We start from the raw sequence: 14,197 nt of genomic DNA, 5'->3' as shown, positions 1-14,197 counted from the left end.
TCCCAGGACTTGACCTAAGGTCTATGCAGGACATCGTTTCTGCGACGCGTCTTCAACTAATGATGTTTGATAGAAACATGACTAAACCACACATCGAAGCCGCCAAAAGAGCCTCTCAAGTGTTGTACAACAGCGTCCTCAACGACCTCGACGAGGACAAGGCAGGTATCGGATGGATGACCGATCAAATCAATTGGAAGCACTCCGCGCTAATCGGCGAGTATCTCCTATCATCAATCAGCGGTGTCGAAACAGCACTGTCCACCAGCGCATTGTGCAATGAAAAATTCAGAGAACTCGAACTCTCTCAGAATATGAAAATTGCCCATGTCCAGAACTCTGACCGTAGCGCGAGGGATCCAATTCCGCCAGAGTTGAGCACGGTCTTTCATTCACCAAACAACGAGCTGCTCCACGTATTTAAAGACCATTCACTCATCTCACTCGCACAAGCACTAGACCGGCTCGCAGCAGTCACAGTCGCAGTCGGCGGGTTCAAAGAAAAACTCCTCCATACCGACTGCGGCAGAATCTTAGATATCGCAGCCAAAGCTCACAAAAACGGGAAATCCGGCAACACACTTCGCCCAGGAATTTTTGCCGACGTCGGAACTGCCGGGAGACAAGAACAAAACAACCTCTTAGGACTATTCCTAGACTGGCAAAGGCATGGTCCAGAAGATTGGCTCCCCTGGCTTAGGCAATATCGCAGCACAATTGTTCACCGCGCCCCATTCGTCAACTGGACCGCTCATACGAAAGGTCCCCATCAAAATCCGGGTGAATCAGTCATTCGACCCTTTTATCTACAACCAGGGTGGGCAGAAAGCGAATCGATGTACCGAACTGCCCGAAAAGGAATCCAAGACCTCCTCCTTATGCAACCAGCTCACACGATCCTGAGCGGATTGACTGAATCTACCGCACAGTATTGTCATTCAGTTCTCCGCTATGCCAATGAGCTTTGGAGTAAACGACGCGCGAACCCCGAACTTATCGTTCAATCCGCCGGAATGTGGCCAGAGCTGGAGTCCTCGAGCAAACTTTCATTCAAGGGATACAGCCCAAATCTCAAGATGGCCGGAAATTTTCTCGCTATCAACCCAGACCGAGTGAAACGACTAAAAGCCACGCAACTCCTAGATCGTCCAGCTGATAAGTGGCGTTCTTAAAGCACTTTGGCAGTCAGGGCATACCAAAACTTCACACGTCCATGTCTTCGGGCGCCGCGCGCAGGTCCTTTTGAATCCGCCACCGGAACTTGCTTAGACGCTTTTTCGTATCCCCCACTGCTTGCAGCGTCGAGCATTAACCGCCGCGTGGTCCGCAAACGCGTTGAGAACATGGTCGCTGTGGCTGCGAACCCAATGGACCCGCACCTCCATGCCCGCTGACCGCGCCTTTTTAATCTCCCGCCAGCAGTAGGCGATGTGCTCGTTACCCAACGAGGATGTGGACTTCCGCCAGGGGTGGAATAAAGCCTCGGTGGAGGATAAGTGACGGCTTGCGCAGCTGATGATGGAGATCCACATCCTTCCCGGAACGGCCGGAAACAAACGATTCGACCCCACGCGAGTCAAAATCGTCTGGAAAAACTAACCCCCGCTGTCCACAATCGTCAATTCGCTAATTGTGAAACAGTCACAATAATGGCACACTATTTCGGACATCCCGTGGCTGTAATTTCAGAGCCAAAAGACCTGCCGAAGCACTCAGTGTACACAATCGAGGGATTCGAAGTCATGCGAGCCCTGCGCAAAGGACAGGCTCGCCCCTGGTGCCTGCAGCCCGGCATCAGGGGCGAGGTGCGCCTTGTGGAGAGAGCTTTTGGCATTGGGCCCTCGGCGCTGACGGAGGCCATGGGCATGCTCAACCACCATTTCGCAGCAGCCGCCTGATCGGCGCAGAGCGACAGCCTACCTCTGACTGCCGCCAATCTTTGCAACAGAGCCCATGTGATGGCGACGCACGACACCGCTCCGTGGATCGGTCGAATGCGTGTGCTGCGCAAAAACCCAGAACCACGGCCAGGAATGCCCGGCGCGCGGATACTTCCGCTCAAGGGCGTCGGGAAGCGCAACGCCGCTGCGGCCCTCGGCCTGGTCCTTCAGCCACCATGCCCGTGCACGCGACAGCTGCTCGCGCAGGCTGGGTGCCAAGCTCTCGGGTAACATCAAGGCCCGATCCTTGGAGCCCTTGCCCTCCCGCACGATGATCGTGCCGTGATCGAAATCCAGATCCTTGACCCGCAGTTGCAAACCCTCACTGATCCGCATGCCCGTTCCATACAGAAGCTGGGCGAACAAACGATGCTCGCCTTCCAGAAAACCGAGGATGCGAACCACTTCATCCGGGGTCAGCACCACCGGCAAGCGCCGCGACGGCCGAGGTCTTCCGATCTCCTGAAGCCAGGGCAGATCCGTGCACAGCACCTTGCCGTAGAAGAACAGCAAGGCCGCCAATGCCTGACGATGCGTGGAGACCGAAACCTTGCGCTCGTTCGCCAGCCAGGACAGAAATGCCTCGACTTCGCTGCTGCCCAAGGTTGCCGGGTGACGCACACCGTGGAAACGGATGAAGGCACGAACCCAGTGGACATAAGCCTGTTCGGTTCGTAAGCTATAATGCAAGTAGCGTATGCGCTCACGCAACTGGTCCAGAACCTTGACCGAACGCAGCGGTGGTAACGGCGCAGTGGCGGTTTTCATGGCTTGTTATGACTGTTTTTTTGTACAGTCTATGCCTCGGGCATCCAAGCAGCAAGCGCGTTACGCCGTGGGTCGATGTTTGATGTTATGGAGCAGCAACGATGTTACGCAGCAGGGTGACGGTGTTCGGCATTCTGAATCTCACCGAGGACTCCTTCTTCGATGAGAGCCGGCGGCTAGACCCCGCCGGCGCTGTCACCGCGGCGATCGAAATGCTGCGAGTCGGATCAGACGTCGTGGATGTCGGACCGGCCGCCAGCCATCCGGACGCGAGGCCTGTATCGCCGGCCGATGAGATCAGACGTATTGCGCCGCTCTTAGACGCCCTGTCCGATCAGATGCACCGTGTTTCAATCGACAGCTTCCAACCGGAAACCCAGCGCTATGCGCTCAAGCGCGGCGTGGGCTACCTGAACGATATCCAAGGATTTCCTGACCCTGCGCTCTATCCCGATATTGCTGAGGCGGACTGCAGGCTGGTGGTTATGCACTCAGCGCAGCGGGATGGCATCGCCACCCGCACCGGTCACCTTCGACCCGAAGACGCGCTCGACGAGATTGTGCGGTTCTTCGAGGCGCGGGTTTCCGCCTTGCGACGGAGCGGGGTCGCTGCCGACCGGCTCATCCTCGATCCGGGGATGGGATTTTTCTTGAGCCCCGCACCGGAAACATCGCTGCACGTGCTGTCGAACCTTCAAAAGCTGAAGTCGGCGTTGGGGCTTCCGCTATTGGTCTCGGTGTCGCGGAAATCCTTCTTGGGCGCCACCGTTGGCCTTCCTGTAAAGGATCTGGGTCCAGCGAGCCTTGCGGCGGAACTTCACGCGATCGGCAATGGCGCTGACTACGTCCGCACCCACGCGCCTGGAGATCTGCGAAGCGCAATCACCTTCTCGGAAACCCTCGCGAAATTTCGCAGTCGCGACGCCAGAGACCGAGGGTTAGATCATGCCTAGCATTCACCTTCCGGCCGCCCGCTAGCGGACCCTGGTCAGGTTCCGCGAAGGTGGGCGCAGACATGCTGGGCTCGTCAGGATCAAACTGCACTATGAGGCGGCGGTTCATACCGCGCCAGGGGAGCGAATGGACAGCGAGGAGCCTCCGAACGTTCGGGTCGCCTGCTCGGGTGATATCGACGAGGTTGTGCGGCTGATGCACGACGCTGCGGCGTGGATGTCCGCCAAGGGAACGCCCGCCTGGGACGTCGCGCGGATCGACCGGACATTCGCGGAGGTGCTGTTGCAACTTGGGGCGGGAGCCAAGAAAGCTCCGTTTTTATTGTGTGATCAACGCTATGTGCCTGTGTTGTCAGGCCGTCTCGAATACCCGGCTAACAATCACTGCATCCGGATTCGGGTGACCATAGGCAAACATCGTGCCCTGCCCCTTCCGCAATGAGTGCATCGCTTCCATCCCTTTCAACGTCCGGTAGGCAGACGTTTGGTTTTTGAATGCTCCTTTCGGCCCCAGGATCCGCTTTAACCGGCCATGATCGCCTTCAATGACGTTGTTGAGGTATTTCACCCGACGATGCTCGACCGTCGATGGACAGACGCCTTCCGCCTTCAGCTCAGAGATTGCCCTGGCGAGTGAGGGGGCCTTGTCGGTGCTGATCACCCGCGGATAGCCTGCCGATTTATTCGACCGCAGCGTCTTCGCCAGGAAACGCTTCGCTGCCGCGACGTTGCGTTTTGGTGAGAGGTAGAAGTCCAGGGTCTGGCCACCTGCGGTGATTGCCCGATAGAGGTAGCACCACTTTCCCCCGACCCGGATATAGGTCTCATCCACCCGCCAGGACCTGGCCTGCCAGTCAGGAACTTGCCGATACCACCGGGTCTTCTTATCCAGCTCAGGAGCATATTTCTGCACCCAGCGGTAGATCGTGGTGTGATCGACCGGCACTCCCCGCTCGGTCATCATCTCTTCGAGGTCGCGATAGCTCACGCCGTAGCGGCAGTACCACCGCACCGCCCACAGGATGATTTCACGAGGGAACTGCCGACCGGAGAAGATGCCCATGGACCTGATTATTCCACGCCGGTCTTCCTACTGCCCCAACTTTGCAACAGCACCCGGAAAGATACGAAAAAGGCACCCACCGGGAAATCGGTTGGGTGCCTAGCCTATTTTATTTCTCTAACAGCAATTCAGCGATCTGAATCGTGTTCAGCGCAGCGCCTTTCCGCAGGTTGTCACCAGAAACTACCAATACCAAGCCGTTGTTACCCTCCAACGACTGATCCTGACGAATACGCCCCACCAGGCAATCATCAATACCCGTAGCAGCCAACGGGGTTGGTACATCGACAACCTGCACGCCAGGAGCCTGCTCGAGTGCTTCCACAGCTTGGTCTGGAGTAATGTCCTGGCCAAACTCAGCGTGGATCGTCATGGTGTGGCCGCTGAAAACCGGCACACGCACGCAGGTTCCAGAAACGCGTAGTTCTGGCAAACCAAGAATCCGGCGCGATTCATTACGCAGCTTCTGTTCCTCATCAGTTTCTAAAGAACCATCGTCGACAAGGTTTCCTGCTAGTGGCAACGCGTTATAGGCGATCGGAGCTACATAAGGGGCAGTCTCCAAACCGTCGAGCTTGCGGCCGTCATAAGTCAGGTCAACCGCGTGTTCGCCTGCCTCATAAATCTGGGCCGCCAACGCTTGTACGCCTGCCAAGCCAGAACCAGAAACCGCCTGGTAAGAAGAAACATTCAAGCGTTTCAACTCTGCAATATCGTGCAGTGCCTTAATCACCGGCATCGCAGCCATGGTGGTGCAATTCGGATTCGCGATGATTCCCTTCGGCACCTCTTTCACAGCCTCCGGGTTGACTTCGGAAACCACCAACGGAACCTCAGGATCCTTACGGAATGCCGAAGAGTTATCAACCACAGTTGCACCAGCTTCTGCAAACACCGGCGACCATTGCTTCGAGGTAGCGCCACCGGCAGAAAACAGCGCAATGTCGACGTCGGAGACAGACTCAACAGTCACCTGCGACAAATCTTCTACTGTGATGCGCTCGCCGCGGTAATCCAGTTCAGTGCCAGCCGAACGCGGAGAAGCAAAAAAGCGCACCTTGTCTGCAGGGAACTCGCGCTCCTCCAGAATTTGGCGCATCACCTGGCCTACTTGGCCGGTAGCACCAACGACGGCGAGTGTGGTCATAGTTGTGGTCTCCTCCCAGAGCGGTTGAGCGGTCAAGCTGGTAATTAGCGTCCAGTTCCAGCATAGACGGTGACATCTTCGTCACCGCCAAGATCAAAGCGATCGTGCAGCGCACGGGTAGCTTTTTCCAAATCCGATTCACGCAAAAGTACGGAAATCCGGATCTCAGAAGTCGAGATCAGCTCCATGTTCACGCCAGCATCACGCAATGCCTCGGTGAAATCCGCGGTAACACCTGGGTGCGATTTCATTCCCGCACCAACCAGAGAAACCTTGCCCACCTGATCGTCATACAGCACCTGTGCCCAGTTGCCTTCGCGGCTCAGCTTCGACAAGATTTCAACTGCTCGTGGGCCATCTTCGCGTGGGCAGGTGAAGGTGATATCGGTGATGCCATTTTCCACGGTTGAGATATTCTGCAGCACCATATCGATGTTGATCTCTGCATCCGCAATGGCACGGAAGACCTTCGCGGCCTCGCCCGGCTTATCGGGAATTCCCAGCACGGTTACCTTGGCTTCGGACTTGTCGGTGGCAACACCAGTCAATACTGCATCTTCCATTGGGATATCCTCCATTGAACCGGACACCAAAGTGCCGGGGTCATTGCTATAAGACGAACGTACGCGCAAAGCGACGTTGTGGGCACGGGCATATTCGACGCTGCGCAGCACCAAAATTTTGGAGCCGACGGCTGCCATTTCCAACATTTCTTCAAAAGACAGCTGCTCTAGCTTGCGGGCATTGGGCACAATACGCGGATCGGCGGTGTACACGCCGTCGACGTCAGAATAAATTTCACACACATCCGCGTTCAGTGCCGCAGCAAGCGCCACTGCAGTGGTGTCTGAGCCGCCTCGGCCCAGGGTAGTGACATCCCGGGTGTCTTTATTGACGCCCTGAAAACCAGCGACGATGCAAATCTTGCCTTCGTCCAGTGATTCCTGCAGACGTCCGGGAGTGACGTTAAGAATGCGAGCATTACCGTGGCGTTCGGTAGTCAGCACACCGGCCTGCGAACCAGTAAACGATTGCGCCTGCGCACCTAGTGAATTCACGGCCATCGCAACCAGTGCATTGGAGATTCGCTCGCCGGCGGTGAGCAACATATCGAGTTCGCGCTGCGGTGGAACTGGGTTCACGGAAGCTGCCAGATCCAGCAACTCGTCGGTAGTATCACCCATCGCCGAACACACAACGACGACGTCATTGCCAGCCTTTTTCGTCGCAACAATACGGTCTGCTACCGCCCGGATCCGCTCCGCGCTTTCTAGGGATGAACCCCCGTATTTCTGCACAACTAGTGCCATGAGGCCAGCTGCCTTTCCTGATCGTCCGTTTCTGCTGTCTTTGCGGCTCAAAAACGCAGGTTAATGCTTATTCATACCATAGTATGTGCCCTGTCACCCAGACTTAAATGCAGCCCAAGTTTCACACCAACCCCAGAAATTGTGTAGTCTATACCACATGATTTCCGGGGCGCGTTTTCTTCTCCTTAGCAGCCGCGGCGGGTTTTAGAGCCAACGGCAACAGTTTGGTCGGCACCCCGTCGCGGTAATTCGCGTAGCTTTTGCTTCTCGCCCCGGCACGCACTAATCGCCGACCGAACACACAGTGCTAAACCCATAAACACAAGGAATCATCATGTCTCCTAACGACGCTTTTATTTCCGCGCCCCGCCAACTGAACAAGCCCAACGGCCCACGCAATGAAAATCAACCGGCCTGGAATAAACAAAAAGGCTCTACTATGCCGGTGGATCGTTATTTACCGTTCGCCAAAGAAGTTGAAGATATTCAACTGCCGGACCGCACCTGGCCAGATAAAAAAATCACCACCGCCCCACAATGGTGTGCAGTCGATCTGCGTGACGGCAATCAGGCACTGATTGACCCCATGAGCCCAGAACGGAAGCGCCGCATGTTCGATCTTCTGGTGACCATGGGATACAAGGAAATCGAGGTAGGTTTCCCGTCGGCATCGCAGACAGATTTTGACTTCGTCCGCGAAATCATTGAGCAGGATCTAATCCCAGACGACGTCACTATCCAGGTGTTGGTCCAGGCACGTGAACACCTGATTCGCCGGACTTTCGAGGCCTGCGCAGGAGCAAAGAATGTGATCGTGCACTTCTACAATTCCACTTCGAAGCTGCAGCGCCGCGTCGTGTTCCGTAAAGACCGCCCAGCCATCAAGGCCTTAGCCACGGATGCCGCACAGCTGATCAAAACCATCGCCCAGGATTACCCGGATACCAATTGGCGCTGGGAATACTCCCCGGAATCTTTCACCGGCACCGAACTGGATTTCGCCAAAGAAGTCTGCGATGCCGTCGCAGAAATCATGGAACCGACCCCAGAAAATCCGCTGATCATTAACCTTCCTTCCACCGTCGAGATGATCACGCCGAATATTTACGCTGACTCGATTGAGTGGATGCACCGCAATTTAAACAACCGTGAGTCATTAATCATCTCGCTGCACCCGCACAATGACCGCGGCGAAGGCGTAGCAGCCGCCGAGTTGGGCTACCTGGCCGGCGCTGACCGTATCGAAGGTTGTTTATTCGGTAACGGCGAGCGCACAGGCAACGTCGATCTGGTGACTTTAGGCTTAAACATGCTGACCCAGGGCGTAGACCCACAGATTGATTTTTCCGATATCTCACAGATTCGTCGCACCGTCGAATACTGTAACCAGCTGCGCGTACACGAACGCTCTCCCTACGGTGGCGAGCTGGTGTTCACCGCTTTTTCCGGTTCCCACCAAGATGCCATTAACAAAGGCTTGGACGCGATGGCCGCCAACGTGCATCCACAGGCCAGCAGCTCCGATGTGGCTTGGGAAGAATTGCGCGAAACCACATGGGAGGTTCCATACCTGCCTATTGACCCGAAAGACATCGGCCGTGATTACGAAGCCGTCATCCGAGTAAACTCCCAATCTGGCAAGGGCGGGGTGGCTTACATCATGAAAACTGACCACGGCATCGCCATGCCTCGCGCCATGCAGGTTGATTTCTCCCGGGTGGTACAGACCGTCACGGATGCCGAAGGCGGCGAGGTTGATTCGAAGACCATGTGGGATATCTTCACCAATGAGTATTTGGAGACGAAGTCCCCCGTCGAACAACTTTCGGTGAGTGTGCAGAATGCAGAAACCGAGGACAAAGACGCTACGGTAACCGCCAAGGTTATCCACGATGGCGAAGAGCGCAGCATCGAAGGCAACGGTAACGGCCCAATCGCTGCATATGCTGACGCTCTGGGGAATCTGGGCATAGACATCGAGGTTCTGGAATACTCCCAGCACGCCCGCAGCGCCGGGGAAGATGCCGAAGCTGCTTGTTATATCTTGGCGACAGTCAACGGCTCTAGCGTCTGGGGCGTCGGCATTGCCGGCTCTACGACGTATGCTTCGTTGAAGGCCATGGTCTCCGCTGCCAACCGCGCACACGCCAATCTTTAGCATTGGCACGAGGAACTGCGATTAGTTTTATACCGCAGCAGCGGATGGTTTTCTGTGCCACGTTGGCGTTGCTGAACTATCCGCAAGCTAAATCGGTGAACTAGACTGCTGTACTAATGACCTCGCATACCGATACCGATGACCGCGCCGCAACCAGCGAGCGCAACGACAACGGCACGAAGAACAAAGAAGCCTCCGGCGAGCTGCACCCAAAGGAAGTAGCTCGTCGCGAGGCTGTTGCGGAATTTCCGTATCTTGCGCTGACTGTGCAAACTTCCGGTATTCACCCTTCAACAGCGCGTCTGGTTGCCGTCGACGCCGTTACTTTTAATGATGCGGGCGAGACTAGCGAGACTTTCCACGCTGTACTCAACCCCGGAGAAGATCCAGGGCCGCGCCACTACCACGGGCTTTCCCGCGAAGAAGTGGACAACGGCCAACGCTTTGCAAAAATCTTGAAACCGCTGGATCGGCTTATCGACGACCGCACACTAATCGTCCACGATTTGCCGTTGACATGGGGCTTTCTGGTTTCAGAAGCAAAGCGCGCGATGAGCGCTGCCGCCCGCGCAAACCGGAAACGCTCCCGCAAGGGCAACCGCAAACGGCAGCGTGTCGGTCATATTCCGCAGCCTGCACGCATCGTGGATACGCTGGCGACTGCGCGTCGACAAGAAATACCTTTTAGCGATATCCGACCCGCTGGCGTGGCGCGCGCCAGTGGCTTGTCTGCTGTCAGTCCAGTGGCTTCTGTCGTTCGTGCTGGCCGTAGCCAGGAAGAAACCTCACGCGAGACTACACAGTTGGTCTGGGATATTTACCAACATCAGCAACGAGCCGCAGAAAACTCCTTAATCACAGATCATGAGCTAATCGCCAGCTACCATCCGGGTGATCTGCGCGCGGACCGGTTTGGTTTACAGCGCAGCCATGTCCGGGTGCAGGCCGCCGAAGCCGAGCTCAGCCTGGCAAACCCTGGGAAATATGTTCCGGGGCGATCCCTGATCGAAGGCATGGAAGTGGTAGTGGCTGATGAGATTGGCTACAGTCCGGATACCATCATCGACGCTTTGCTCGAAGCGGGGCTGGTGTATCGCGAGCACCTGCATCGAGGGGTGTCGGTAGTCGTCTGCAACAAAACTACCGATCTACGTGGCAAGGCGATGCATGCGGTACGCAAAGGTATCCCCTTGTTGGGTGATACCGCATTTTTAGATGCACTGACCCGCGTCAAGCCACACCCAGATCCGGATGCGCCAGTCGAGCAATCCACCCACCCCCGCGGTGTCTTGGGCGGATCATCGGGGCTGAAGGCCAGCTCCAAACCCGGGAAAAAATCTGCGCTTAAATCTGGGACGAAGTCCCCGAACAAACCTGCCGCAAAAACCAGCGGAAAATCTGGCGCGAAGACCGGAAAGCACCCTGCAAAACAAACCGGGGCACAGTCCGGTACACAAACTAACGCCAAGTCCGGCGCACAACCTAACGCCAAGTCCGGCCGCCCCAACAAGACGAATAAACGTCGCCGGAGCCGCTCCCGCCGGGCCAGCGCACAGCCCCAGGCCGACTAGCCGTCCAACCTTTTACTATCCTAGGTTCCTATGACTAAGCCTTCTGTGTCATCTTCTGAGCCGTCGTCTTCCAAGCCGTCGCCTGCAGATTCCTCTTCTGCGAAATCGTCTGCCCTTTCCCTACTGTCGCGCGCCCGCACGCAGGTTGCTACTTCCGTTGCTCGTTTGGCGACGGTGGCTTCACGCGCAACCGGCCGGGGTGCGGGTGGCATGATTGGTGGGCTGCTCGCGGACAAAATCGACCCACACGTCATGCATAATCTTGCCGACGGACGCCCCGCGGTGCTGGTCACCGGCACCAACGGTAAATCCACTACCACCCGCATGTTGGCAAATGCGCTGCGCAGCGAGTATTCCGTCGCCACGAATGAGGGCGGCGACAATATGGATGCTGGAATCATCTCTGCACTGCTGGCCGGACGTAGTGCCGAGGTCCTCGCCTTGGAGGTCGACGAGCTGCACGTGCCGCAGGTGGCGAACAAGATCAACCCACAGGCACTGGTTCTGCTTAATCTGTCACGCGATCAGCTGGACCGTGTCGGCGAGATCAACAAGATTGAGCGCACCTTGCGCGGGGCCATTGAAGCGCACCCAGAAATGATGGTCATCGCTAACTGTGATGATGTATTGATTTCTTCCGTCGCCTACGATGCTCCGAATGTGGTGTGGGTGGCTGCTGGTGGCGGCTGGCTCGGTGAGTCCACCACTTGTCCGCGCACCGGCGGCGCGATCGTGCGCGACGGTGAGCATTGGTATGCGGCGAAGAAGCTTGCCGACGGCTCGACCTTCGAACGCCCTACCCCAGATTGGACGATCACGGGCGAGGGCATTACGCGCAGCTCATCGCTGGACGACGCCGCGCACCCGCTGAACCTGGCACTGCCGGGCCGGGCCAACCGCGGCAACGCTACCCAGGCTATCGCCGCTGCGGTGGAAGCTTTTGGCGTCGGCTTCGAGCAGGCTGTTTCTGCCACTGAGCAGGTTGATGATGTCGCCGGTCGCTATTCCACAATCACCCGCGGCGAACACGAAATCCGCCTGTTATTGGCCAAGAACCCGGCCGGCTGGCAAGAAGCATTGTCCATGGTTGATCGCAGCGCCGAAGGTTTGGTGATCGCGGTCAACGGCCAGGTTGCCGACGGTGAGGATTTGTCCTGGCTGTGGGATGTCACTTTTGAGGATTTCGCCGAGCAGTCCGTCAAGGCCGCCGGTGAGCGCGGCACGGACCTCGCTGTGCGTCTGGTGTATGCCGATATCCGCCACGAATTGATCGCTGATCCGCTCAAAGCCATCGATGCGTGCCCAGCCGGGCGCATTGAGGTGCTGGCCAACTACACCGCATTCCGTGATCTGAAGAAGGCTCTGGAGCGTGGCGAACCTTCGCAGTTGCAGCGTTCCACCAGACCAAACTCGGCCTCAAGTAATTCGACCACGAAAAATTCCACCGCAGATTCTGCGGAAGCTTAGGAGATGGCAGCAAATATGGCACACGATGAGCACAGCGCTGCGGCTAACAAATCCGCGGCTGCGAGCACTGCCGAAGCCAACCAGGCTGCTAAGAATGCAGAGTTGAATATCGGCTTGGTTCTACCGGATGTTTTGGGCACCTATGGCGATGACGGCAACGCGCTGGTGTTACGCCAGCGTGCGCGCATGCGTGGCATTTCGGCGCAGATCCACCCAATTAAGTTGGGTGAGCCGGTGCCTAGCCAACTCGACGCCTATACCTTGGGCGGTGGTGAAGACAGCGCGCAGATCTTGGCGGTGGAGCATTTGCTTGCCGACGGTGGCTTGCACAAAGCCGCCCAAGCTGGTGCACCTATTTTCGCGATTTGTGCAGGATTTCAGCTGGTTGGTGAAACTTTCCGTGCCGCGGGACGCGAGATCGAGGGCCTCGGCCTGGTTGATGCCCGGACTGTCACGTTGCAAAAGCGCGCGATTGGTGAAGTAGCCTCGCAACCCACGCAAGCAGGTGTTACCAGTAGCCTCACTGCCCCGTTAACTGGCTTTGAAAACCATATGGGTGCCAGCTTGCTCGGCCCAGATGCGCGACCTTTAGGGGCAATTACCACTGGTGTTGGTAACTGTGATGCCGATGCCGCCCGTGCCGGGGAAGCAGAAAACATCGATTCCCAAACCCGCGCGGAAGGAGCGGTGCAAGGATCGGTCATCGCTACGTATATGCACGGCCCTGCGCTCGCGCGCAATCCGCAGTTAGCGGATCTGGTGCTGTCCATGGCTTTAGGGTGCCAGTTGGATGAGCTAGCGCCACTGGAGATCCCTGCGATCGAGCAACTACGCAAAGAACGCCTGCGCTAACCAGGCAACACCAGCCCACACTAGGTTAGGCTGATCTTTGCCCTAAAATATGGGTATGGCTGCCAACCACTCCACTTTTCTCGATACCAGATTGTCCACCCCACCCGGCGATGCACGTCACGATTTCTTGCGCTGCCGGGTGGAATCTATAGAGGTGCTTGCTGAAGAACTCGTGCGCGTGCATCTGCATTCTCCAGCATTCGCAGATCTGCGCCTGACTGGCCCAGACGAATTTTTCGGGCTGATCATGCCTACCTCCGATGCCAGTCTGGACGGTTTAGCGGATAGGCTTGCCACCGGTGACCGCACGAACCTGCGCGCAGTCATTGCTTCCTGCGATTCCGCATGGCGCCCGGAGCTACGCTGGTACACCTTCCGCTCACTGAACCGCGAAAACGCAACTGCTTGTTTTGATGTGGCCACACATGGCAAACGCCGCCGGTCGGATAACACAAAGGACACCCCCGAGGCCTTACCGGCCCCGGGGGTGAACTGGGTACTGCGCGCACAAGCAGGTGATGAATGCGCGGTGTACACCTCGCGTGGGCTGTGGCACCACCCCAGCAGCCAACAGCTGCTCATCGCAGACCCTTCGGCGCTGCCTTCAGTGTGGGCCATTCTGGATTATTGTCAGAGTTTCCACCCAAACACGCTACGCACCATCCGTGTGATTGCACTCGCGGAAACCGATGCGGATATTGAGGTTCCCGCGCTCCACCAGTGGGAAGAGACGCTGGCCGGGCTGGACGTCGTCAAGGGACCTTATACGCGACACCAGGAACTTTTAACTATGCAAATTGAAAAACTGGCCCACCAGCACCCAGAGTTTCGTCCAGAGTATCTGTGGGCCAGTGGGGAAATGGGAATGGCCAAAACCGCGCGCAAGCTGGGAATGGAGATCTTCGGTTTGGATTCCGCAGCGATCCAGTGGTGCGTGTATTGGATCGCGGGTAAAGCACGGCCGTAGT

9 protein-coding genes and 3 pseudogenes are annotated in these 14,197 nt (G+C 57.0%); 8 read left to right on the top strand and 4 right to left on the bottom strand.

Translation table 11 applies throughout. The features are described 5' to 3' along the window. The first annotated feature begins 23 nt into the window (after positions 1 to 23). Entirely contained in the window at positions 24 to 1,172 is a 1,149-nt protein-coding gene (locus HMPREF1292_RS03830; protein ID WP_018121658.1) for a hypothetical protein, read from the top strand. A 549-nt stretch (positions 1,173 to 1,721) separates the two neighbouring features. Beyond that, positions 1,722 to 1,898 (top strand): annotated as a pseudogene (locus tag HMPREF1292_RS11035) (IS6 family transposase); the annotation flags it as partial. Positions 1,899 to 1,952: 54 nt separating this feature from the next. On the opposite strand, the pseudogene intI1 reads toward HMPREF1292_RS11035, so the two are convergent. After that, positions 1,953 to 2,708 (bottom strand): annotated as a pseudogene (gene intI1, locus HMPREF1292_RS03820) (class 1 integron integrase IntI1); the annotation flags it as partial. Positions 2,709 to 2,809: 101 nt separating this feature from the next. On the opposite strand from intI1, the gene sul1 reads away from it, so the two are divergent. Next, positions 2,810 to 3,661 carry a sulfonamide-resistant dihydropteroate synthase Sul1 gene (gene sul1 / locus HMPREF1292_RS03815; RefSeq protein ID WP_000946487.1) on the top strand — a complete coding sequence of 284 codons (852 nt, stop codon included), beginning with the start codon at positions 2,810 to 2,812 and terminating at the stop codon, positions 3,659 to 3,661. 352 nt (positions 3,662 to 4,013) lie between these two features. On the opposite strand, the gene HMPREF1292_RS03810 is transcribed toward sul1, so the two are convergent. The 3 genes from HMPREF1292_RS03810 to HMPREF1292_RS03800 form a co-directional block, all read right to left on the bottom strand. After that, complete coding sequence (locus tag HMPREF1292_RS03810; protein WP_011069225.1) at positions 4,014 to 4,724, bottom strand: IS6-like element IS1628 family transposase; 711 nt, start codon at positions 4,722 to 4,724, stop codon at positions 4,014 to 4,016. Positions 4,725 to 4,833: 109 nt separating this feature from the next. After that, positions 4,834 to 5,871: an aspartate-semialdehyde dehydrogenase gene (locus HMPREF1292_RS03805; protein WP_023018822.1), complete on the bottom strand. Its 1,038-nt coding sequence runs from the start codon at positions 5,869 to 5,871 to the stop codon at positions 4,834 to 4,836. A gap of 44 nt (positions 5,872 to 5,915) precedes the next feature. Then, positions 5,916 to 7,181 (bottom strand): aspartate kinase, encoded by a 1,266-nt coding sequence (locus HMPREF1292_RS03800; protein WP_023018821.1) that lies wholly within the window; start codon positions 7,179 to 7,181, stop codon positions 5,916 to 5,918. 334 nt (positions 7,182 to 7,515) lie between these two features. On the opposite strand from HMPREF1292_RS03800, the gene leuA reads away from it, so the two are divergent. The 5 genes and pseudogenes from leuA to HMPREF1292_RS03775 all read left to right on the top strand — a co-directional run bounded on the left by leuA (position 7,516) and on the right by HMPREF1292_RS03775 (position 14,196). Beyond that, entirely contained in the window at positions 7,516 to 9,339 is a 1,824-nt protein-coding gene (leuA, locus tag HMPREF1292_RS03795; RefSeq protein ID WP_023018820.1) for a 2-isopropylmalate synthase, read from the top strand. 116 nt (positions 9,340 to 9,455) lie between these two features. Beyond that, positions 9,456 to 10,577: pseudogene (locus tag HMPREF1292_RS03790) on the top strand (DNA polymerase III subunit epsilon); the annotation flags it as partial. A gap of 363 nt (positions 10,578 to 10,940) precedes the next feature. After that, entirely contained in the window at positions 10,941 to 12,377 is a 1,437-nt protein-coding gene (locus tag HMPREF1292_RS03785) for a Mur ligase family protein (RefSeq protein ID WP_023018818.1), read from the top strand. 3 nt (positions 12,378 to 12,380) lie between these two features. Further along, positions 12,381 to 13,229 (top strand): type 1 glutamine amidotransferase, encoded by an 849-nt coding sequence (locus HMPREF1292_RS03780; RefSeq protein ID WP_232218007.1) that lies wholly within the window; start codon positions 12,381 to 12,383, stop codon positions 13,227 to 13,229. Positions 13,230 to 13,284: 55 nt separating this feature from the next. After that, positions 13,285 to 14,196 carry a siderophore-interacting protein gene (locus HMPREF1292_RS03775; RefSeq protein WP_198010701.1) on the top strand — a complete coding sequence of 304 codons (912 nt, stop codon included), beginning with the start codon at positions 13,285 to 13,287 and terminating at the stop codon, positions 14,194 to 14,196. The last annotated feature ends 1 nt before the right edge of the window (position 14,197 follow it).

This window comes from Corynebacterium sp. KPL1995 (assembly GCF_000477935.1).
Lineage (GTDB): Bacteria > Actinomycetota > Actinomycetes > Mycobacteriales > Mycobacteriaceae > Corynebacterium > Corynebacterium pseudodiphtheriticum.
The sequence above is the reverse complement of the archived record's forward strand: the minus strand, read 5'-3'. Positions and strand labels throughout refer to the sequence as shown.